The organism is Heyndrickxia camelliae (assembly GCF_002844575.1).
GTDB lineage: Bacteria > Bacillota > Bacilli > Bacillales > Bacillaceae_C > Margalitia > Margalitia camelliae.
The window spans coordinates 18857-40049 of sequence record NZ_PIQO01000026.1 but is presented as its reverse complement, the minus strand read 5'-3'; the positions used below and the strand labels follow the sequence as shown (position 1 = coordinate 40049).

22 protein-coding genes are annotated in these 21193 nt (G+C 29.8%); 8 read left to right on the top strand and 14 right to left on the bottom strand.

The genetic code is table 11. The features are described from left to right. Window positions 1–32 precede the first annotated feature (32 nt). From CWO92_RS22100 to CWO92_RS22035, 14 genes are all read right to left on the bottom strand, one after another. On the bottom strand, window positions 33–284 hold the full coding sequence (locus tag CWO92_RS22100; protein ID WP_101356371.1) for a hypothetical protein: 252 nt from the start codon (window positions 282–284) through the stop codon (window positions 33–35). A 58-nt stretch (window positions 285–342) separates the two neighbouring features. After that, window positions 343–528 (bottom strand): hypothetical protein, encoded by a 186-nt coding sequence (locus CWO92_RS22095; protein WP_101356370.1) that lies wholly within the window; start codon window positions 526–528, stop codon window positions 343–345. Window positions 529–1157: 629 nt separating this feature from the next. Further along, complete coding sequence (locus tag CWO92_RS22090) at window positions 1158–1685, bottom strand: hypothetical protein (protein ID WP_101356369.1); 528 nt, start codon at window positions 1683–1685, stop codon at window positions 1158–1160. A gap of 489 nt (window positions 1686–2174) precedes the next feature. Then, window positions 2175–2471, bottom strand: a complete 297-nt coding sequence (locus tag CWO92_RS22080; RefSeq protein ID WP_101356367.1) for a hypothetical protein — start codon at window positions 2469–2471, stop codon at window positions 2175–2177. A gap of 558 nt (window positions 2472–3029) precedes the next feature. Further along, window positions 3030–4481 (bottom strand): hypothetical protein, encoded by a 1452-nt coding sequence (locus CWO92_RS22075; protein ID WP_101356366.1) that lies wholly within the window; start codon window positions 4479–4481, stop codon window positions 3030–3032. A gap of 780 nt (window positions 4482–5261) precedes the next feature. Further along, window positions 5262–5411, bottom strand: a complete 150-nt coding sequence (locus CWO92_RS25635) for a hypothetical protein (protein ID WP_165786747.1) — start codon at window positions 5409–5411, stop codon at window positions 5262–5264. Then, on the bottom strand, window positions 5404–7674 hold the full coding sequence (locus CWO92_RS22070) for an FtsK/SpoIIIE domain-containing protein (RefSeq protein WP_101356365.1): 2271 nt from the start codon (window positions 7672–7674) through the stop codon (window positions 5404–5406). The genes CWO92_RS25635 and CWO92_RS22070 overlap by 8 nt, the downstream gene beginning before the upstream one ends. A 10-nt stretch (window positions 7675–7684) precedes the next feature. After that, window positions 7685–8380, bottom strand: coding sequence for a hypothetical protein (locus CWO92_RS22065; protein ID WP_101356364.1), 696 nt, complete (start codon window positions 8378–8380; stop codon window positions 7685–7687). A gap of 446 nt (window positions 8381–8826) precedes the next feature. Then, entirely contained in the window at window positions 8827–9324 is a 498-nt protein-coding gene (locus tag CWO92_RS22060; protein ID WP_101356363.1) for a hypothetical protein, read from the bottom strand. Then, window positions 9299–9484, bottom strand: coding sequence for a hypothetical protein (locus tag CWO92_RS22055; protein ID WP_101356362.1), 186 nt, complete (start codon window positions 9482–9484; stop codon window positions 9299–9301). The genes CWO92_RS22060 and CWO92_RS22055 overlap by 26 nt, the downstream gene beginning before the upstream one ends. Window positions 9485–9584: 100 nt before the next feature. Next, a complete protein-coding gene (locus tag CWO92_RS22050) occupies window positions 9585–10001 on the bottom strand; it encodes a helix-turn-helix domain-containing protein (RefSeq protein ID WP_101356361.1) in 417 nt (138 codons plus the stop codon). Window positions 10002–10235: 234 nt separating this feature from the next. After that, window positions 10236–10817: a M23 family metallopeptidase gene (locus CWO92_RS22045; protein ID WP_101356360.1), complete on the bottom strand. Its 582-nt coding sequence runs from the start codon at window positions 10815–10817 to the stop codon at window positions 10236–10238. A gap of 204 nt (window positions 10818–11021) precedes the next feature. After that, window positions 11022–11249, bottom strand: coding sequence for a hypothetical protein (locus CWO92_RS22040; protein ID WP_101356359.1), 228 nt, complete (start codon window positions 11247–11249; stop codon window positions 11022–11024). After that, window positions 11242–12072, bottom strand: a complete 831-nt coding sequence (locus CWO92_RS22035) for a ParM/StbA family protein (protein ID WP_101356358.1) — start codon at window positions 12070–12072, stop codon at window positions 11242–11244. Before CWO92_RS22035 ends, CWO92_RS22040 begins: the two co-directional genes overlap by 8 nt. Window positions 12073–12330: 258 nt before the next feature. On the opposite strand from CWO92_RS22035, the gene CWO92_RS22030 reads away from it, so the two are divergent. The 8 genes from CWO92_RS22030 (at window position 12331) to CWO92_RS21995 (ending at window position 21182) form a co-directional block, all read left to right on the top strand. Continuing rightward, a complete protein-coding gene (locus tag CWO92_RS22030) occupies window positions 12331–12519 on the top strand; it encodes a hypothetical protein (protein ID WP_101356357.1) in 189 nt (62 codons plus the stop codon). A gap of 34 nt (window positions 12520–12553) precedes the next feature. Then, the gene (locus CWO92_RS22025) at window positions 12554–12838 is read left to right on the top strand and encodes a hypothetical protein (RefSeq protein WP_101356356.1); all 285 of its coding nucleotides are present in this window, start codon (window positions 12554–12556) and stop codon (window positions 12836–12838) included. Window positions 12839–12994: 156 nt separating this feature from the next. Beyond that, window positions 12995–14965 (top strand): competence protein CoiA family protein, encoded by a 1971-nt coding sequence (locus tag CWO92_RS22020; RefSeq protein ID WP_207767826.1) that lies wholly within the window; start codon window positions 12995–12997, stop codon window positions 14963–14965. Between the two features lie 14 nt (window positions 14966–14979). Beyond that, window positions 14980–17769 (top strand): hypothetical protein, encoded by a 2790-nt coding sequence (locus tag CWO92_RS22015; RefSeq protein ID WP_101356395.1) that lies wholly within the window; start codon window positions 14980–14982, stop codon window positions 17767–17769. Further along, window positions 17762–18583: a hypothetical protein gene (locus CWO92_RS22010; protein WP_101356354.1), complete on the top strand. Its 822-nt coding sequence runs from the start codon at window positions 17762–17764 to the stop codon at window positions 18581–18583. The genes CWO92_RS22015 and CWO92_RS22010 overlap by 8 nt, the downstream gene beginning before the upstream one ends. A gap of 376 nt (window positions 18584–18959) precedes the next feature. Beyond that, complete coding sequence (locus CWO92_RS22005) at window positions 18960–19583, top strand: hypothetical protein (RefSeq protein WP_101356353.1); 624 nt, start codon at window positions 18960–18962, stop codon at window positions 19581–19583. Between the two features lie 576 nt (window positions 19584–20159). After that, window positions 20160–20813 carry a PhoH family protein gene (locus CWO92_RS22000; RefSeq protein ID WP_101356352.1) on the top strand — a complete coding sequence of 218 codons (654 nt, stop codon included), beginning with the start codon at window positions 20160–20162 and terminating at the stop codon, window positions 20811–20813. Window positions 20814–20978: 165 nt separating this feature from the next. Next, window positions 20979–21182 (top strand): YonK family protein, encoded by a 204-nt coding sequence (locus CWO92_RS21995; RefSeq protein ID WP_101356351.1) that lies wholly within the window; start codon window positions 20979–20981, stop codon window positions 21180–21182. The last annotated feature ends 11 nt before the right edge of the window (window positions 21183–21193 follow it).

Here is a 21193-nt window from a genome sequence, read left to right as displayed (position 1 = left end):
TTAATTTAATTTCTAATCAAATTTATTTTTTATTAGATTAATACAGCTGCTATTCTTCCGTTAATTGTTTTAAGTAATGCTTTTAATTCCATTCCTCTACTAGTCATCCATTCTTCAAATTGATCTTGTTCGAATTCATATTCTTCCATATCATCAAAGAATGTTACATTTAATCCCTCATCAAATAATAAATTTTCTTCTTTTGTATACATTGTATCGCTTCTTGTTTCCAGTAATTCGTCAATATCCTTATCAAAATATTCTACAGTTGTTTTAATATTCATTTTACATTCCTCCAAGTTATAATTTATTTATTATAAAATATTGTTTTTATTACGAAGTTTAATTACTATAAATTTCTCCGGTAACTACTTCATTAGAAGAATGCTTTGTAATATTTATAAATGGTTTACTGTGTAATGTTGGGATTAGATTAAATTTATAAAATCCTCTTTCATCCCATTTAGCCACACCAATTGCAATTTCTCTTTTTGTTTTCTTATTTACTAATTTTGCGTTATATAACATTTTACATATCCCCTTTAATCGTTTTATATATCGTTTAACTTTAATTAAATTATAGCAATTTATTTATATAATGTAAAGTGTTTTTATTTATATTATTTTCAATCCCCTTAAAACCATTATATTATTAGGAATTTATAAAAATAACCATCATAATTATGCAATGGCTTATAGAAAATTTATTAAGTTCATGAGAAAAGCACAGCCTTTCGAGTGATAAAATACCACTGTTTAGGATCTTACACTTTACATAGTGAATAGGTATCGTTATTTGCATACACAATATAGAGTATATGCAATGTGTAGAGTGTAAAGGTTATGTAGTGTATATATGTTTGTGTAGTTAGGCAAATAACTTCTTTCAGCGTGAAAACAAGTTTTCCCACTGACTTATATTTTTATATGTATTAGTATAATTATTAATTTAATATGTATTAATTTTAACTATCTCGTAATATATAGGGAAGAAGTATATAAGATAACTTTTTCGGCAAAAATAGGCTTTATCCTTAGAGCCTCAAGGGATTTAACGAAAAAATTATGTAGCAAATTAGAAACATATTGTATTTTTTAACGTTGATTTTATAACCCTATTTTTCGATTATGTGTCATTTTAGAAACATATTATATATTTAATTATTTAAGTTATGTTTACTATTAAAGAATTCCTTCACCTCTTTAGTTATCTTTTGACCTCTAAAGAATAAGCTAGGATCAATATAATACTTTTTATTTCTCTTATCGTTTTCATTTTGTTCAGTGTATAAGATTTCATTTTCAATAAGTGTTTTTATAGTTTGATTAACCTTCTTTCTATTCCATCCAGTTAATTGTACTATGTCATTTTGGTTTAAATATGTTCCATCTGATTTAATTAAACAATTGTCTTCATAGTTTAAATAGGATGATAAAACAGTTAAAAAGCCAATCATTTCTATATCAATTTTTTTATTTTCCATTGTTTTATTCAGCTCCGTATCAAATACCTTTACAAATTTACTTTTAGGTTTCCAGTTTACTTTAGATTTATCTTTTACTTGGAAAGATAGTTCTATGTCATCCATTTCTAAGTCATGTGATTCAAGAAAATCCTGAACAGCATTGACACCTATTGTCTGTCCTACCTTTCTCATTTGTTCAATGAGTTCCTTTTTATTCAATTAAGTAACATCTCCTTTTCGGTTTAACTATATAATTGCTTAACAATGATTTCACATGAGATTATGTAACTTTGATTCTATTATTTTATTGTTTCATAAATGTTGTATATTCTTCTATTAACTTATTAATTTCCGGTGTGCGTTCATAAAGCCAAAATGTTTTATGTGTTGTTTGGTGTAAAGCTGCACATATATAAGATTGCTTATGTATTTTATGTAAATATTTGTGTAACGATGAATCATAACAAAAGAAATAATTTGACAATTGCTTAACCTCCTGAATTTTTCGTTATTTAATTTTATATGTCAGTGAAAAAGTACAGACTTATCCCCTCATTATATATTATATTGATTTATTCCTATTACGACAACTAAATATTGAAAATAAATTACTAATTAGCGATAGAAAAGATTAATTGATTGTTGGATATATGATAAGTATTGCTTATTGATTTAATTATATAAAAAAGAGAATCAAAATTGATCCTCTTAATAGTTGAAAAATATTCTAATATTCATGTGATTTTCTCCAAATAGTTCTATTTCATCCCCATTTGAAAATTGATATAGTGCCTCACGTTGTCCATTCTGTACAAAATCATATACTTTAGTAAGAATGTCTTGATTGATTAGTTTATTGAGGTATGGAGTGAATAAGTCATTATTCCAGCTTGATAAGCCTTGTTTATATCCTAAGTTATTAGCATAATCAAAGCTGGAATGTGGATTGGAGTTGTAAGTGTATATTTGTTTTAATTCCTTGTGATTGGTTAATAGTTGTAACATGTGTATTGCCTCCTAATTGGTTATGATAATTTAATTTATTCACTTTAGTGGATATGTCTAAATAGCAATCTAATTTTATTAATTAGATAATATATTTATTAGAGTGTAACCGGTTAAGAGTGATAATGTAATAACTAATACAGTGTATGAATGTTTATGTAAGATTGTTTTCATGTGTAAAAAACCTCCGTGATATTTTGGGCTTGCTGTTATATTAAATTTTAGGCTGCAATATTTTTGCTTTGCTGTTATATGAAAATTGACTGGTGATATTTTGAGTAGTCTGTTATATAAAAATACTTAGCAATATTTTTGTTGTTCTGTTATATGGATTTTACCTAGTGATAATATTCGGTTGCTGTTATATGGAATAATTGCTTGGAATATAACAAGTGAACTGTTATAGAGATATGAGAATACAAGTGTATTATATAATTGATGAATATTAAAGTAGTATATACGTTAAAAAAGACATACCTCTATAACGTTCATATTGACTATATAAGAGGCTTTTCGAACATCCTATATAGTTATAGTTATTTAATTATGTTATGTGGATTATATCGCCTGCTGAGTAGCTTCTGGAGTATATGGAATTAGATTATAATTAGATAGTTCTATATCAGACAGTTGTCTATCGTATGCAATGATTCCATATTCACCTATAGTATTATCAGTGAATACATAGTTATTTATTTGTGTTAATGGTTCGGTATTTGTTGTATTCATATAGTACCAGTAAAGTCTATACTGTTTATATTCGTTCATATAGTCGCTAAAATGGTTATTGAATATATTGTGTATCATTGTATGATACTCATCTATTGGCATACCGTTTGATCGTACATCGAAATGTAATACATTATTATTGTAAATATATTTGGTTGAGCTAATACCGCAGTCTGATTTATTGATTAGTTGTAAGCCTTTCTTTTTCATAAAGTGTAATAATGTACATGCTTCCCTCATTAGATCCCTTAAATATTCTTTCCTATTCTCTTTTTGTTTCTGATTGTATTCGTATCGTTTGATATAGGATTGTAATTTATAATATCTTTCCTGTTGGTCTAATGATTCATTTAAGGATGAGATATAGGAAAAATATTCTTTCATATCATTGTATGACATGCTACCCTTTGAAAATGTATATTCCTTTTCTAGTTGCTGTAGACGTTCATTTGTCATAGTTGGATGATTTGAAGCTATAACCATTGTCACTGGTGATTTATTATTAATAGCATAGTTGTAAGCATCCATATAGTTGTCAAAGGATTGTTTGTAAAAATGATATGTGACTGGTTGAGTATTAGAAGGCTGCTGAGGTGCAACCTCCTTTATATATTCCGTGTCAAAGTCGTTTGATATACAATATGCTTCAGCTTCTGAATAAGTTGAGAATGTACGGTTAAACGCTGTATAAGATACATCTTCATTATTATCAGTTGTTTTATTCTCCTCTTTTTGTTCATTTAATTCTATATTGTTTAATACTGATTTAATTGTATTGAATACTTCATTTACTAATCGTTCTGATATGGCATTCTTAAAATTGTTTTTAATAACTTTTATTAGTTGTTCGTCCGTTACATCCATAAAGTTGTCTTTTAATACATTCACTAGTTGAGTATCATTGTTATTTAATTTATTTAGATATTCCAGTGCTTTTTCTGTTTGTTTATTTACTTCCTTTTCAGCAAGTGCAACCTTTTCCGCTTTACGTTTTTTAAGTCCAGCTTTTTTGCAATCCTCAACTAGTACATAGTTCCATCCAAACCTTTCATCATGTTTGAATATCATATTTAACATAGCATTGAAGCGTTTATATTCCTTTATACCTGCGTTCGGTACCGCAAGCCTACCTTCCATATTGTAGAAGTCAAAGCGTCCTATCTCTTCTTTATAAATGTACGAAGGTGAATCGTATTGTACTATGTATAATAACCAAGGTGCTGTTTGATCCTTTTCGAATTGAACATATTTGTAATCAGTAACATTAAATTTTTTTAACATTGTAACCGCTCCTTTTAAATAAGTATTATTTAACTTACTTATATTATAACATGATTTATTTTTATTGTCAATTTAATTTTATTAATAAAATTTTTGAGATTTTTTTGGTAGTTTAAAAGATATTTATGAGGATAATCGTGTGCGTGTAGATATAATATAATGATAAGAAAAAATTATGGTATGTTGGAGTGTGATAATATATACTTATGAATGTGTTCTATTATTGTCACGCTGTTATTAAACGATTTTTGGAAATTTTTTGGTATTTATAGACAAGATGTTAATAGCTTGTCCAATCTAGCAATAATCCAGTAAAAACGGATTAAAAGCTAAAGGTGTATATAATGAATATTAGATATAGGTTAAAGGGGGTTATTTTACATCTAAATCTCCTAATTATTTCCAAAATACACCCATAGCACTTCTATCCACACACCCTACTTATTTTGCCAATTCACCCCTAAAATCACCCTATTTCTATCGTTCAAACAATCGTTCATCCCTTGATATTCCTACATTTCTCCCACCTCCAAATCACCCACACTCCCCTTATTCCACCATCAAATCAACCTCCAACCCTTGCTACATCAACGTTTCAACGATACTCCTATCCTCCAAACACAAATAAGACGACTCATAAAGTCGCCTAAACCCACTCATATCAATACTTCTCCCCTATCTTCAGCCCATAGATCTATCGTCCATCACGATACCCAATTTTTCACCTTACGATACTCATAGGTAGGGGCATATTTTTAAACAAAAAAAAGAGCAGCACATTTAATGTACTACCCTCTCCATAAAATACTCCATTCTATCTCCTGTCTCTACATTGACTTTGACAATCAAACCATCCTCTCGGACACTGTAGTATATGTTATCATCGTCCCAATCTTGCTCATAATGGGTTATAATGTATTCCTTATTCATCCTCATCCCTCCATTTATCCAATTCTTCCTGATCCACATTAATCACATATCTATTCCCTTCCTTAGTTAACCATCCTTCTTCAACTAATTCCTTAATCAACTCATGCACCTTATTATTCCCCATAACCATCAACCTACCCAGTTCACTAACTCTAGTCTCATTTGTATTAGCAATAATCCTTTTTAATTTATCAATCGGTTCTTCCTCTTTTACCTCAATCAATTCCCCATCATCCACCTTTAAATCCTTAAACAATTCCTTTAGTCCATCATATATCCTCATTTCCTCTTTAACATCCAAACTTAATATTGCAGACTGAAACCGTTCAAACTCCATCTTACTCCCTTCAATCTTCGCTAACCCATCTCCTTTTCCTAATAACTTCTCAGCACCACCCTTATCCAACACTGTCTTAGAGTCAACTTGTGATGTCATACTAAAAGAAAACCTATTCGGTAAATTTGCCTTAATTAACCCGGTCACTACATCTACTGATGGTCTTTGAGTAGCAATAATTAAATGTATACCTGCAGCTCTTGCTTTTTGGCATAATCGCACAATATAATCCTCAACTTCTTTATTAGTAGTCATCAAATCCGCTAATTCATCTATCGCACATACAATGTATTTCATTTTCTTTTCCTGTGTCTCATTAAATCCTTGTATATCCCTAACCCCTACTTTAGAAAACACTTCATATCGTTTATCCATCTCATCACATAACGAAGATAATAAGGATTGTGCTCTCTTCATATCAGCAATGATACTTCTCACATGAGGAAAACCATTAAACTGTGCCAATTCCACCAACTTAGGATCAATCAAATACAACATCATTTCATCTGCTGGCACACTTAATATCAAACAAAGAATAATCAAATTCATAAATACACTTTTCCCACTTCCTGTAGTTCCGGCAATGAGAATATGTCTTAACTCAGTTAAATCCCCAAATAGATAATCCCCGTCTACATTTTCTCCAACAATAAAAGGTAATGTATGCTTTTCTCTGAATCGTTGAAATTCCTCAGACTCTAATATAGTTCTAAAATAAACTACATCTCTATTATCCAAAGGAACATAAACATTAATAGTATCCGGTTTATCTCCAATATCAATCGTTATTCCTTTATCCCCCATAGCTCCTTGAATATCCTCTAACTTTTTCTTAATTGTTGTATAGTTGATCTCTGGAGGAATGACAAATTGTATTTTCTGAATCGTTGCTCCCTGTTTAATATCATTCACTTTCAATGCTTTCTTCACTATACCCACCCTTTTAAGTGCATTATTCACTAATTCAGCTTTAGTCTCATCCACTTCTCTCTTTCTATTTTCACTAGTTGGCATTAACTTATATAAGTATTGTAACTGAATACTTTCATTCATTTGTTTAGTTATACTTGATGTTTTAACTGGTTGATTCAATTCAACTGATTTCATTTCAATCTGTTTATCACTTAATAAACTAAAAATCTCTTGTTCTGAATACAACTGATTTTGCGATGTTACTTGAAAGCTCCTATTCTCTATTTCTTTTAATAATACTTTCTTGTTTTGTACCTTTATCAATTTCAACTCATTAAACAGATTTAATTTAACAATTTCTTTCTTTATTAATTCCTCAAACTGCTTTTCATACTTATTTTCATAAACTACAAACCTGCATTCCATCCTATAGCCATGTGAAAGTATTTTCTCTTCCATTTCCTTGATACTATTACGCTTTAAGTTAAAACCGCCCATCCTATTCAATACATTTAATGCCTTATTTTGTAAGCCTCTTAGTGTCTTATTGGAAAAAGGATCATCATTACCACTTCTCCAATCCTCATACATTCCAATTGCTTCTTCTCTCCAATTATCTAACCTTTTGCAAAATAGTATTTGGATGAGAATCGGAGTATGTTTCATTTGCTGCACCACTTCAAATAAATTAACAAATTGTTTAGTATCCAATGGCATAAATAATGGATTACTCAATACTAATTCATAAACACTTAAATCTTTTATACTCTCCCCTTGAAAATCCCATTCCTTATTGGTGGGGGAGTACTCATAAAACTTATCAAAGGAAGGAGTAACGAGGTACTTTTCTATATAGTCATTGGCAGCATATGACTCCATACAATAGACTCCTTCCCCATTAAACCTTGTATCAAATATCTTTCTTAAAGTATGTGAATTTATCTCTTCAACCTCATAGATATTTTGATTCTTATTTTGAATTGGAGTTTTATTTATGATTCTTGTAATAGACATATGATACCTCCTACTTCAATAAATCATCTACAAATCTTCTTCCATGCTTTTGTCTTAATTCACCTATCTTTAATTCTCTCGCCTTGATATTAGCTAAATGATTCTTAATGAATCTATAAGGAGTTACGTTTTTCAATGTCAGAGTATCAAATATTCCCTTTCCTCTACGTTTCAAGTTGTTAAATGAATCGTTAATATCATGACCTCTTGTGTAAGATAGAATAAATTGTGGTGGATTTGCTAATCTCATTAAACTTCCAATAATCACTAGTAATCTTAAAAAGTAATTGTCTGGTGAAACAAATCTTGTTCCAACTAGAAATACTCCAATTAGTAAAACGAATGTTGCATAAACCAACTGAACAACTCCAAGTCGTTTGATGGAACTCCACCATTGTCTAAATAAATGAGAATGTCTATCGAAAATCCAACTTGTTAGTGCTAATGGACTGATAGCACACAACGTAAACAGATCCCACCACCTCAGAGCATTTTGAAGTAATACTTTAATTAATAATGCCAATAGAACAACATCAAATAATAACAGTCCAAAAACATCTATACTTCCTAATGAGAAAGACTTAGCAAAGGTATCACCTGAAACGATATTACCTCCCACTTGAGTAATCCCTTTTGTCAATTGGTTTATAAATTGAAATGATTTTTCAAAGAAAAATGGTGCAAATCCAGCTCCAGCAACTACCATAGGGAATCTCTTTAACACTTGTTTGAAGTCTGTATGATCTTTCCTTAGCATTTTCATTATGCTTTCGTATATCGTCAGAAGAATAACAATACTTACTGAAACAATTGAAAATAATATAGAGGTATTTTTGACGAATGAATTATTAAAGAGGAATAGTGGAGTATATAAAACAACATTTGTAAGAGTGGTATAAATCCAAGACAATAAATCGAGTGAATAATGGTACATGTTTTCTTTAATATGTTTAAGAAAATCTATAAGCCAAGTTACATTCTTAACTATCTCCCCTATTCCTAACCATGTAGTTTCATGGTTTCCCGAATAGTCATGTGTTAGAATTCCTTTTTTCTGTGTAATTATGTCTAATGTTGAGGCATTTGTGAAGTTTGAAAATAAAAATGATGAAGAAACTGCCGCAACTGGAAGAGTTATTTTCTTAAAGAAACTTATAATGGACTGATGTAGGTTGTGAAATTTCCTAGTAGTTTTATGGCTACGTAAAATATTAGAAAAATGACCGGAATGCTTAATAAAATTTGTGTGAATCCTCTTATAATGTCGTTGCTCCATTCTACTGCCTGTTTCTTTTGCCTTAACATTCGTAACGTCCCTGCTGCTATCATGAGTAGAATTGCTAAAAGGAATGAACCCCCTAGTGCCATTTTGATTAGTAGTAGGATCGGTTCGATAAAGTCTGGTGGTAAGCCTAGAGTTGATGATGGTTGTGACGCTGTACCTGCTAATCCTTGAGCCATTGACCTTGATGATAACATCAGAAAACTTACTGTTGTTCCTATGAAGGTTTTGATTATTTTTTGATACTTCTTCTTTTGATGCGGAGCAAGATTGATCACCTCCTTTAAATTGATTTCTACGGGGAAAGATTCTTCATTTAAAGTGAAAGATGACAATTGATAATTAACGAATTGACTTGGCTTTCTCACGCAAAGATTCACTTTCAACGTTGACATCATTATCACCTTTCTTTTTAGATTTAAATTTAAAATTGTGGAAAGTATCCATAAAAGTCGAAGCAGATATTCCGGCTGCTCCAATCGCAAATATCTTAATAGCTAAAAATGCAATTCCTGTACTTGTAAACATTGTGTTACCTCCCTATTCTTGATGATTAAGTGTATTCAGATTATATGGGCGGTGAATTTTGTCTTATTACAATTTCGAAGATAAATTTTTATTTCGAAAATCATTCTTCACGATAAAGACACCAATCTAATCTAGGACATTCTAAGGCTATCCAAATGCGGAGAAAATAATCTAACGATGGCTGATTGTGATTATTTAATATTTGACTTATATTCCCAGCATTAATCTGAGTCATATCACCAAGTTGTTTTTGGTTTATACCTTTTTCTTTAATTATTTCTTTGAAACGATTTCTTAATTTAAATGGTCTTCCAAGATCATGAAATCCAGCAATCTCCCTATTTGATTCTATAAGTTCAATATAATGGTAAACACAACCTACAATAAAATCCTCTACTGAAAAATGTTCGCTTTCTCCTTTGAATAATTCATCCTTCACATTCTTAAACATGGTAATTTTGTCTATCTTATCTACAGTTTCCTTCTTCAGTAAAACGTCAAATTTCTTATATTCCATGTATATTTAACTCCTTATTTGGTCAAATTATAGGTGAAAATGTATATTGGAGGACTAAATATGCCTAAAAATGATGAAAAAGACACAGAAAGATTAATTGATGAGATATTTGAAAGCTCTAAAGACAATAAAAGGTAGGTGGTTACAATCTGTTATTATGATCCACTCACATATGATAAGGAAATGCCCTGGGTAGATGAATTTTTAAAACTTAGTCATGTTGACTTCGAACAATTAGATATTGATAAAGAAAAGCTCTACAACATTCTTGAGCAATTGTACAAGTGGAGAGTAATCCGTTGACGTTATAAAGTTAATTAAATGAACACTGGTGTTGTGTAAGAAGTCATTAAATATGTTCATATGAGATTGAAACATATCCATTAACGAAAATTTTGTGGTAGCTATTTGTGTAGCATGGTCATTCATATGTTGAATTTGTTCAATATATGGTGAAGGATCAATAAAGTGTCCATTTTCCTTAAGTCCAAAATGAAGATGTGCTCCATTTCCACCTGATGAAGAAAATACATTCCCGCTGTGTCCTGAATAACCTAGCAAATCACCTGCATGAACGGTTTGACCATCTCTTACGGAAAATTGACTAAGATGACCATAAATTGCAGTCTTACCATCATCCCATTCCACAAATATTGTTTTACCTGCGTTTTGATTTCCATAATCAGCAAGATGAACAATTCCATCTCTAATTGAATGAATCTCTGTTCCATCATTCATCTGAAAATCGATTCCAGAATGACCTCTTTCACGAAATGATTCCACACTTCCAAAATAGGAAGTAATTTTATATGACATGTTAACTCACTCCTGATGTATTATTTTATGAGTAAAGTAAATTTATAGATTGATTACTGAAATTCCAACTTACTCAACTTCAGGTTACTGATGCTCTGAGTAATTACTGAGTGACTAGTAAGGTAATGAGTAACCACTTGGAAAAGCATTTAATAATGAGTCAGTAAGCACTGAGTAATGATCTTTTACTATATTCATAAAATTTTAGATTAGTTGTCTAAGGAAATCTTTGTTAATTTTAGGTTTGTCTGTTGATAATTCTGATATTTCCCCCACTTCAATATTTGCCACAGGTTGCTTTCCATTCATTGAAATATGGATAAGTCTTTTTACAAATGACGAAAAGTTAGAAAACTTCTTAGAGTACTCATACATTTCCTTTTCAAATGGATCTTCAGTGTTAAATGATACTGACTTTACCTTTCTACTCATAAATGTTCACCGCCAATATATAGAAGGAAATTGCATTAGCAAAAATAGGACTAATTTGTTGTCTATTGAATATCGGATATAATACTCGTGCGTTAGGAAAGTAATTCTTCAAATGAGATACCATCTGTTCTGCAATTCCACCTATTAAAAAAGTTTTATCATTTTGATCCCATTTCTTTAATAACTGAGTTGAAATTCCTCTCGCTAATGCTTGAAGATTATTGGTTTTAGTTGTATTTACACCAAATGTTAAAGTATCCGAATCTTTATCAATGAACCTTCCGTTTAATACGGTTGAGTAATTTACAGTCCCTCCCCCAATATCAATAATTCTAACCAATCCTTCTTTTGGGTTACTCCAGTAAGCTGTTGCACACTCTGCTGCACATTCAACTCGATTGATAATAAAGGTTTTAGTAATTCCATTAACAGTAAGAGTATGTTGTCCTTTCAACATCCCTTTTATTTTTTCCTTTTCAATGTGATTGTGCATTATGATTGGTTGACCAACTACAATATCGAATATAGATTCATTAAGATTATAGAGAGTTGAGTATCTGTGAATACCAATTAAGACTCGAAGTAATGTATCTTTATGTGCTTTCGTGCTACCCATTATGGAACCTACAAACTCCGATTCATATAATGCCAATGTTCCTGCAAATCCTGATTCACCTTGATACTCAAAATACATATCATCTTGACCGTGAATTTGCTGAAGGTTTATCAGTCTACTCTCCCCTATTGCTGAAATGAAATTAATTAACCCATAATCTCCACAAATCTTCACTTGATCATTGCCAGCATCAATTCCAAGCTTCATTGTCATACCTCCTTAATAAATTTGTCTTACATTGATGTTATCCGAGGTTTATTTATTACACTAGAATGATATGTGTATGACATAGGTAAATTGCCTGTACAGTTTAAAAATAATAATTTTGTTTTTATTTTTGAATTTCACATTGACATTATAAAAATAAATTAATATAATAGTAATATATCAGAAAACACTAAACTCTTTGTGAGTTTTAGCCGATATAATAGTTAGATAGATTGCTAGGACAAGGAGGTGAAAATGATGAGGACAGTTTTACAATTCAGTGAATTGGAGGTGTTGGCGTTTTTTGAAGACATGATTAGATCAGGAGAAGCTAACAACGAAGAGTTAAGGGCATACGAGGATTATCAATGGTTTGGTAGATTAAATAAAAATACATATGACAAGTTAGTTAAAAAGATGAAAAAAATATGGAAACAGGTTTATTAATATAAATAAATTAATATATTGTAGAGGTGATTTGATGGGGTATTCATCAGAAGAACAAGAAATTAACATAAACAAAATAAGAACAGAGGATAAATTTATTATATATTGTAGTGATTCAACTTGGCTGACAAAATTATTAAAGATTGCCGAACCAATTGAGCCTGAATATGAAGATGGTCGTATTATCTCTGCTAGGTTTGAACTTGGTGCTAATCAAGTTAGCTTAAGGAAACCATCAAAGAAACGTGAACTTAGTGAAGAGCAGCGTCTTGCTATAGCAGAAAGAATGAGGAATCTACATATGAAGAAAAATGATTAGTGTTATTTGTCAGTATCCTAATTAAATTATTATGAATAAGAAATTATAGTTAAACTGAATGTATTTAGTCTAGGTCGATATTGGAATTTGTAGATTATGATTAATTAGTTAGATTACAGACGAATAAAGCGATGTTGAATAGATTGGAGGTAAATGATGAGTTATGAAAATGTAAAGTTGTGGTTTGCTAAAGATGAAAATAATGAAATCATAACAATTGATACTGTAAATGAATTAAATAAACAAAATACATATCATTGTCCTGTTTGTGGATCAGATTTAAAACCAAAAGCAATTGAGTCAAAAAGGATTGCTCCTCACTTTGCCCATGTGGATGCTAGTAAATGTAATTCGGAATCACAAATTCACTTTTGGTTTAAGAACAAGTTTCTTGAAAAAGGTGATAAATTCACGGTTGTTTCGGATACTGAAAAAGAATATATTTGTAAGGATATTCTAGTCGAACAATCTTATGAAACTGAGAGTGGTTTATATAGACCGGACGTAACCGTTGTTACTGAATGTGGAAATACTATATACTTTGAGATGGCTTTTACTAATAAGAAACATGTTAAGGATTATCTTGATAAATGGTTGGAATTAAAGAATATTGTTGTTGAGGTAGATATTAAGCAATTAGCATTGAATGATAAATTACCTACTTTCAAAGCTTTGTTTTATGATGGTAAATGCTTCAATGTTAAAAAAGGAGATGCATATTATAATACGATTGGTAAGTATAAAGAGGAAAAACTACTTGGGAATGTTGATGAAGATTTAAAGAAACGCATTCAAAAATTAGATTGGTTTTGGGATGATATTTTTCGGTATCAGAAAGGTGAAGTTGAAATTGAATACATGGTCAACTTAATAGATAATATCAATATATTTGACATAGAAATTGTTAAAACCATACTTATAAAATCAAATTGTTCTTTATCTTGGGATGATTATATTAACTATAAGACAGACTTGAAATTAAAAGAGACAAGTGATTATTTTAATAAAATAAATATTAACTATTTATACCATATTAAAATCGAAAAAATAATAAAGTGGAATAAAGTTCTTGATGTGGTTTTCGTTTTTCAAAATCAATACAAGAATAATATGAATTTCTCACTTTCATTAAGAAATATGTCAATCAATCGGATAATCAAAGAATTAGATAAAAAAACTGGAGGAATAGATAATTTCAAAAAGTTAGTGTTAGAGTTAGAGGAAAAATATGACTTTTCCACTCAATATTTATATAAAAAAGGTATTTGCAATTTCTTTACTTTGCACAAAGGAATTGATGATGAATTATATGGATATTTAAATTTTGAATATGTAGGAAAATATAAAATTGGGAAAACAACTTTTACATTAAAAACATCACTTTCAAAAGATGATATTTGTGAAATTATTAATAATAAACAGAGAAAAATGATTGAAAGGATTAAAAGAGTTTATAGATGGCACACTGCTAAAAATAATAATATATTGGATGATGCTATAATATTTCTTAATGATAAATACAAGAAGAATGATGATAAATTTCATTTTAGATTAAATCGGGAAGTTTACGATAACAAATATGTGCCAGTATTAACGTTTTCTTATGATTTTTGCACTTTGAAACAAATTAAATTAAACGATGAAATAATCGGAACGAGTGTAATCAATACAATTTTAAATTTTGTAAATAACAGTTTAAATAAAGAATTTTTAGGAGAAAGTTGTTTAATTGATGAACCAAAAATTTTATCTGCTATAAAGACTTTAAAGAATAAACATGAGAACTTAGGTATCTCATGCCTTCGTGGCTTTTCTAGTTTTAATAGAACCAATATCATATTATATTCAACATATAAACAATACAAAGATTTGTGTCTCACTATTGATAAAGAAAGTTATAGTAAAATGTTATATAGTAATAATACGTGTAATAATGTGGAAAAAATTATAGAAAATGAAGTGTTTAATTGTATTAGACAAAAACATTTGAACAAATATAATAGGTGTACAGAGTGTGAATCACTCCTTCGCATCGATAATGGAGAAATTAAATTTTATGTAGAAAAAGGATTTGAACTACCAAAACGTTGTAAATCTTGTCGTAACAAAAGGAAATTAAATAAATAATGGAGGTCGGATTATTGCAAAAACAAATATTCTATACATATAAATTCAAGTCTTCAAGATTAGAAGAATTTCATTACAACATTGAGAATTTGACTCTCGAAGAAGCTAGAAAGAATAAAGAAGTAATTTCAATGTTTGATAGCCAACTAATGCGTTCTATCCGATATGTAAATGAAACTGAAATTGATTTTCATAATATAAATAAATTAAAAAAGGAATTAGAACAATTACGAAAAGAAGAACATTCTAAAGAAAATGTGAAAAAAATCACCACTAAGCGGCAAGAATTGGATCAGATGTTATTCGTTCCAGAAATCATTAGTATTGTGATGGAAAATAAAAAACACTACCGATATTTATTCAAACATGGATTAAAATTAAATAACAAACTATACCGCAGATTCTCATGCTCTGCTGGTCAAGCTAGGGTTTCAACTGTTATTTTTTGTGAAACTGAAATGGCAGATAAGTTAGATGTTATTTTTAATAATGGCAGAGATGAGAACAAAGAACTTGTACCTTCTAAATTCAATGCATACAAGGGATTAATCACAAGCTCTACATCAGTAGTTACTACACCAAGATTTTGTTTAATTCCTGATTACGAAAGCCCAACTGATGTTAAGGTTAATTTCGTAACGGAAACAGGATTAAACGAAGATGATATTATTGAAGAGAAGGTTATTACAGAAATGTTTAATCGCTTTGATGGTCAAGGATTAATTAGTATTGAAATGGCTAAACAATGGGCAGAAGATTTAGGATTAGACTATATCCCCTCTCAATGGTGCATTAGACAGAATTATATAAAGGGAATGCTTTGCACATTTGATATAAAAGGATTCTGCGACAAAATAAATAATAAAAATTATAACATTAGAACTTCCTATAAAGATGAAAATGGTGATCAGAAAATAGTAGATTTACGAGAAGTTGACGTTATAATCAATGAGAGTCAATTTAAACTTTGGGACTCCTTCCCTAGCATTGAAGTTTATCAACAAAACTGTGAAAAGAATAATTTACAATGGGGAGTTTCATTGATTAGTCCTAAGAAAGATAAGGATATATTGCGAATGAATTATCAGTTTTTGCAAACTCTTTCTTTAGATGATAAATCAATCGAAAAAATATGTAAGAAATTTGTAGATTGGATTAGTGGTGTCACAACAAACGACATCTACTACACTCTCCTATTCTTATTAGGAACAGATGTTGATGAGGATAAAATCACTAAATATTTAGATGAAAGTGATAATTATTGGATAAAGTCACTAATAGTGAACCATGAAGTGATACATGACAAATGGATTAAGAAAAAGATATATGATTTAATCAAAAAGAAAATTAAGAATGGCTGTCTTGGACAAATTTTTGTAGATGGAAATTTTCAAGTTATTGTTTCCGATCCATTTGCTATGATGCAACACGCTTGTGGATTAGAAGTAACAGGTCTACTTGGTAAAAATGAGTATTATGCAAATTATTGGAATCAAAAAGGTGTAAAAATCGTTGACTCCATGAGAGCACCTCTTACTTACAGAAGTGAACATGTATTATTGAATTTAAAGCAAACTGAACAGCTTGACTATTGGTATAAATACAATACTACAGGAATCATCGTAAATGTACATGGACATGAAACAATGAATTGGGCTGGTTCAGATTTTGATATGGATATTATAGCTACTACATCAGATGAATCAGTGATTAAAGGTGTATATAAAGATGAATTACCCGTTGCGTATGAAGCCCCTAAGCCAAAGAAAGATAAATTAACAAGAAGAAAATTATTCAATTCAGACTTACACTCCTTTGGTTCTGAAATAGGTCAAATTACAAACAAAAGTACAAGTGGTTTTGCTTTACTATCACAACTAGATGAAAAAAGTGAAGAATATCAAACCACACTAAGGCGAATCCAAATGTGTACAAAGTTACAATCTGCCCAGATTGATAAAGCGAAAATTGGTAGAAAAGTGAAATCAATACCTAATATTTGGCTAAAATATAACAAAATAAACGAAGATGACTCACAAGAGATAAAAGAACAAAAGGAATTTTTGAATAGTATCCTATTAGAAAAACACCCTTACTTTTTTACATATTTATATAAAGGCACTAGACGGAAATATAAGCAATATTATAATAATCAAGATGCTACCTGTAGACAAAAATTTGGAATCGGTATTGAAGAGTTAAAAAAATTAAATAGGAAAACAAGAGAACAGTTAGAATTTTTAAGTAATTATGATAAATACTCCCCTGTCATCGACAGCGATTGTGTAATGAATAAGATTTGTAGATACATAGAATCAGTTGATTTCGGAATTAAAAACATAGTTAAACAAGAAACAAATGAAAATTATCATAAATTATTGATGAGAAATGAATCGTTTGTGATTAATGAAGAAATGTACAAGAAAATAAAAAAAGCTTATAAAAATTTCAAGGAAACAAGTGAAAGTTTGGCTTCCACAACTGCAAATGAGAAGTCAGTTAGAGATGATACGGATGAAACGGTCGAAGGAAATATTAATGTTGTTTATGAAATGTTAGAAGAATCTTTATCTGAAATTTGTTCTAATGTTTATGAGTTGGTCGACTACTTAATACATATGTTTTATGTTGATAAAACTGAGTCGAATAAAGAAGTATTGTGGAGTGTTTATGGAAAATACATATTTGAAAATGTGAAAAGTAAATGTACAACGATTACTATACCTGTTCCTTCTGAAGATGGTGAAATTAATTATTTGAATACAAAATATACATTGAAAGAGGTTGATTTAGAGAATGCATGAATATCAATATAAAGAAAAAGATCACGCTTTGCAAATTTTGAATAATGGTTTTCTCTCCAAGCATATCAATAGTGAATTAAAAATTCTTGCTAAGTATTTTAATGAACAAGATAAAACCGAAGAAGACATAAAGCAATCATTACATGATTTTTGTAAGACTAATCTTAAAGGTTACAATGAGGCTGTACATTTTAAAATTATCAATGGAGCAATCAAATTTGGAACTAATAATAAAAATAAATTAATACAAATTGATAAAATTGATATTACTAAATCAGAACTTCATGTAATAGAACAGATGGACTTACCACATAAATTTAAACGAGTTGTATTTACGTTATTGGTATTGACGAAGTTAAGTAAGGAATTTTTGAAGATTAGAGATGGAGAAATTAAAAACCAAGAATATTATTTTGGTGGATATAAGCATTATAAGGAATTGGTTTCTGTATCTAAAATCACATTCAATAAAAAGAAAAAATCAACAGTAAAAAATATTCATGACTTAGTACATTTATTAGATGAAAAAGGCGTTGTGGAGATAACTAATAACGGAAATATAAAACTATCATTTATGTATGACATTGAAAATGATAAAGATGTTGCGTTCTCAGTTAATGATTATAGAGTGATTGGGCTATATTATGATTTATATTATGGTGAGAATCGAGTTAAACAATGTGAAAATTGTAATATACCAATCAGAGCAAATAGTAGCACGACTAAGTATTGTAAAGAATGCTCTATTGATATTGAAAGAAGAAGACAACGGGAAAAATGGCATAAATACAAAGAAAAATACCACACTACCTAAGCGAAAAATCCTGCAATCCCTTGCGACTCTAGGGTTTACTCCATTTTTTGTTTTTCTGTTACTATGATAGAGAAAACAATAGTAAAATAGCATTTTTCTATCATATTTCAAAATGCCATAAAGGAGGATACCATGTCATAATGGAAAAGGAAACACCCAAACAAGAATACATAACAAACGAAATGATTAATCAATACTTAAATAAACATATTTACCATGATCGAAATGGTGTTATACATACAATAGATAATAAATATTCAATTAATGAAGATTAATATTTTTATATAAATAAATTAACATACATTAGTAACTCACAGTAGATAAGCCCCTTCCCTACTGTACCAAATAAAAAAGGATTTTAAGGAGGAATTGTTGTATGGAAATGACTATTACTAGAGCTTTAGCAGAATTAAAACTCCTAGATAAACGTATAAATCGTGGAATTAATGATTCCGTTTTAGGCGGATTTACTGTTGGCAAAAAGCCAATGACTGGTTATACAACGGTTGATGATATTGAAAGTCGTGTAAAATCTGATTTTCAATCGGTAAATGATTTAATCAAAAGACGTAATCAAATTAAATCTGCAATTGTAGTTTCCAATGCAACAACGATAGTAGAAATTGCAAGTCAGAAAATGACTGTTGCAGAAGCTATTGAGAGAAAGTCTTCTATAGATTATGATAAATCATTATTAAATAAATTGAAAAATACATATGCAACTCTTGTTAACCATGTTGACAGAGTAAATGAAGAAGTAAAACAACGTTTAGATAAACACCTAGAAACACTTTTCGGGAAAGACGGAAAAGTAAATGCTCAAGCAAATGAAGACATAGTGAAGTCATTCAAGGAGCAGAATGAAGCCAAGTTAATTGATCCAATTGGTTTAAAAGACAAAATTGATAAGTTAACTAAAGAAATCGAAGCATTTGAAATGGAAGTTGACTTTATACTTTCTGAATCAAATACGATTACTAGAATTACAATAGAAGATTAATAAATAGATAAATTGTTAGTTAGTTGAAATCTAATAAACTAAACACCCTTTTGGGAGATGGGTTAATTCTCCCAACTAAACCTAAAAGAGAATGGGATATAGGCTATATATCAAATTATATTTGATACCTACTTTACAGAGATTAAGTTGGGTATGTAGATATTAATACTACATTAAAACAATGGATGTAAAAGTTCAAAGGTGAAAGCTAAAATCTCAAAGTTTAGGAATTAAAGTTCTTTAATTTCAACGATTAGGTTTTAAGTCTGAAAGTTTTATAAAATCTAGGATCAAAGGTTTATAGGTATTTGTTTATTGACCTAGTTTAGATGCCTCCTAGCTGATTAGCTAACAATTTCAATTTAACATGACCTCTTCTTTATTATTTAGGGTATTTAAGAGTGGGAACTTGAATACCCTACCTCATGATGTGAATAGTTTTTATGGTGCAATTCCATAACACATCCCCTAAAAAGGCTATATGCCGACTTGAATTTTAGCAGAATGTGAAGTTCCCCCTCTTCTCTTCTGTCTTTTTTTATAAAAAATCTACCATAAGGTATTGGAGGAAAACATATGCCACTCCCGAAGAATAATTTACTGTTTGGATTTGAACCAAGGTTAACCGATGAACAAAGAGTTTACGTTAATTCCATCTTTGATAATATGATGACATTTGTAAATGCACCAAGTGGTAGTGGAAAAACAACATTGGCAGTAGCTTGTGCAAGAATTTTAAACAAGCCTTTAGTTTATATATTTGCTCCAGTTGAAGAAAAGAAAATGGGATTCCGCCCCGGAAATCAAATGGAAAAAGAAAAAGAATATTTGCAACCTCTTAAGGATGCTCTGTTGGAAATTGGTGAAATTCCAGATAGAGTAATATATTCAGAAGATAATATTGAGAATATAAAGAATGGAAATGTGTGGGTCTATCCGAAATCACACATTTTTGCAAGAGGAACGAATATTAAAGATAGTGTGGTAATACTTGCAGAAAGTCAAAACTTAACAAAAGGTGAAATGAAAAAGATTCTAACGAGAATTCACGATACATGCACAGTCATTGTTGAAGGACATACTGGACAATGTGATTTAGACGATCCTAGAAAAAGTGGATTTTCACCATACATTGAACATTATAGAAATGAAGATTATGTTGGTATATGTGAATTAACCAAAAACTTCAGAGGAAGAATTTCAAGACATGCAGATTTATTAACATGGTAATTTAAGTTGCTTCGAATTAAACCATAATTAAAATACATTACGATTCGGTTTCTCCATGAACTGTTAATCATGGATTAGGTTATAAGGTTTCTTTCTCCCCTATTTTATTTAGGGGATTTTTATTAATTAAATTTATGTAAGGATACAAAAGGAGGAGAAATACCATTGGCAAAGCAAACTTTAAATTATTCTTTTAAAAATGCAGTTATTTCATTAGAGGAAAATACAATTACTGAGTATGGCAAAGAAGATATCAAAGTATATGTATTATCAGATGTACTAAAGAAATTTGAAGGTGAAAACAAAACTGTTGATATATCGATTAAAGAATCATCTGACTTAGAACCATCAGAAGTTGATGGAGAATAAGGAAGGTGATT

Coding starts and splice junctions, on each gene's coding strand:
- CWO92_RS22020 (WP_207767826.1), top strand. CDS start 12,995: ATGAGTTATGAAAATGTAAAGTTGTGGTTTGCTAAAGATGAAAATAAT.
- CWO92_RS22025 (WP_101356356.1), top strand. CDS start 12,554: ATGGGGTATTCATCAGAAGAACAAGAAATTAACATAAACAAAATAAGA.
- CWO92_RS22075 (WP_101356366.1), bottom strand. CDS start 4,481: ATGTTAAAAAAATTTAATGTTACTGATTACAAATATGTTCAATTCGAA.
- CWO92_RS22100 (WP_101356371.1), bottom strand. CDS start 284: ATGAATATTAAAACAACTGTAGAATATTTTGATAAGGATATTGACGAA.
- CWO92_RS22035 (WP_101356358.1), bottom strand. CDS start 12,072: ATGAAGCTTGGAATTGATGCTGGCAATGATCAAGTGAAGATTTGTGGA.
- CWO92_RS22000 (WP_101356352.1), top strand. CDS start 20,160: ATGCCACTCCCGAAGAATAATTTACTGTTTGGATTTGAACCAAGGTTA.
- CWO92_RS22045 (WP_101356360.1), bottom strand. CDS start 10,817: ATGTCATATAAAATTACTTCCTATTTTGGAAGTGTGGAATCATTTCGT.
- CWO92_RS22040 (WP_101356359.1), bottom strand. CDS start 11,249: ATGAGTAGAAAGGTAAAGTCAGTATCATTTAACACTGAAGATCCATTT.
- CWO92_RS22050 (WP_101356361.1), bottom strand. CDS start 10,001: ATGGAATATAAGAAATTTGACGTTTTACTGAAGAAGGAAACTGTAGAT.
- CWO92_RS22030 (WP_101356357.1), top strand. CDS start 12,331: ATGAGGACAGTTTTACAATTCAGTGAATTGGAGGTGTTGGCGTTTTTT.
- CWO92_RS22005 (WP_101356353.1), top strand. CDS start 18,960: ATGGAAATGACTATTACTAGAGCTTTAGCAGAATTAAAACTCCTAGAT.
- CWO92_RS22065 (WP_101356364.1), bottom strand. CDS start 8,380: ATGGTAGTTGCTGGAGCTGGATTTGCACCATTTTTCTTTGAAAAATCA.
- CWO92_RS22010 (WP_101356354.1), top strand. CDS start 17,762: ATGCATGAATATCAATATAAAGAAAAAGATCACGCTTTGCAAATTTTG.
- CWO92_RS22070 (WP_101356365.1), bottom strand. CDS start 7,674: ATGTCTATTACAAGAATCATAAATAAAACTCCAATTCAAAATAAGAAT.
- CWO92_RS25635 (WP_165786747.1), bottom strand. CDS start 5,411: ATGAATAAGGAATACATTATAACCCATTATGAGCAAGATTGGGACGAT.
- CWO92_RS22055 (WP_101356362.1), bottom strand. CDS start 9,484: ATGTTTACAAGTACAGGAATTGCATTTTTAGCTATTAAGATATTTGCG.
- CWO92_RS22080 (WP_101356367.1), bottom strand. CDS start 2,471: ATGTTACAACTATTAACCAATCACAAGGAATTAAAACAAATATACACT.
- CWO92_RS22095 (WP_101356370.1), bottom strand. CDS start 528: ATGTTATATAACGCAAAATTAGTAAATAAGAAAACAAAAAGAGAAATT.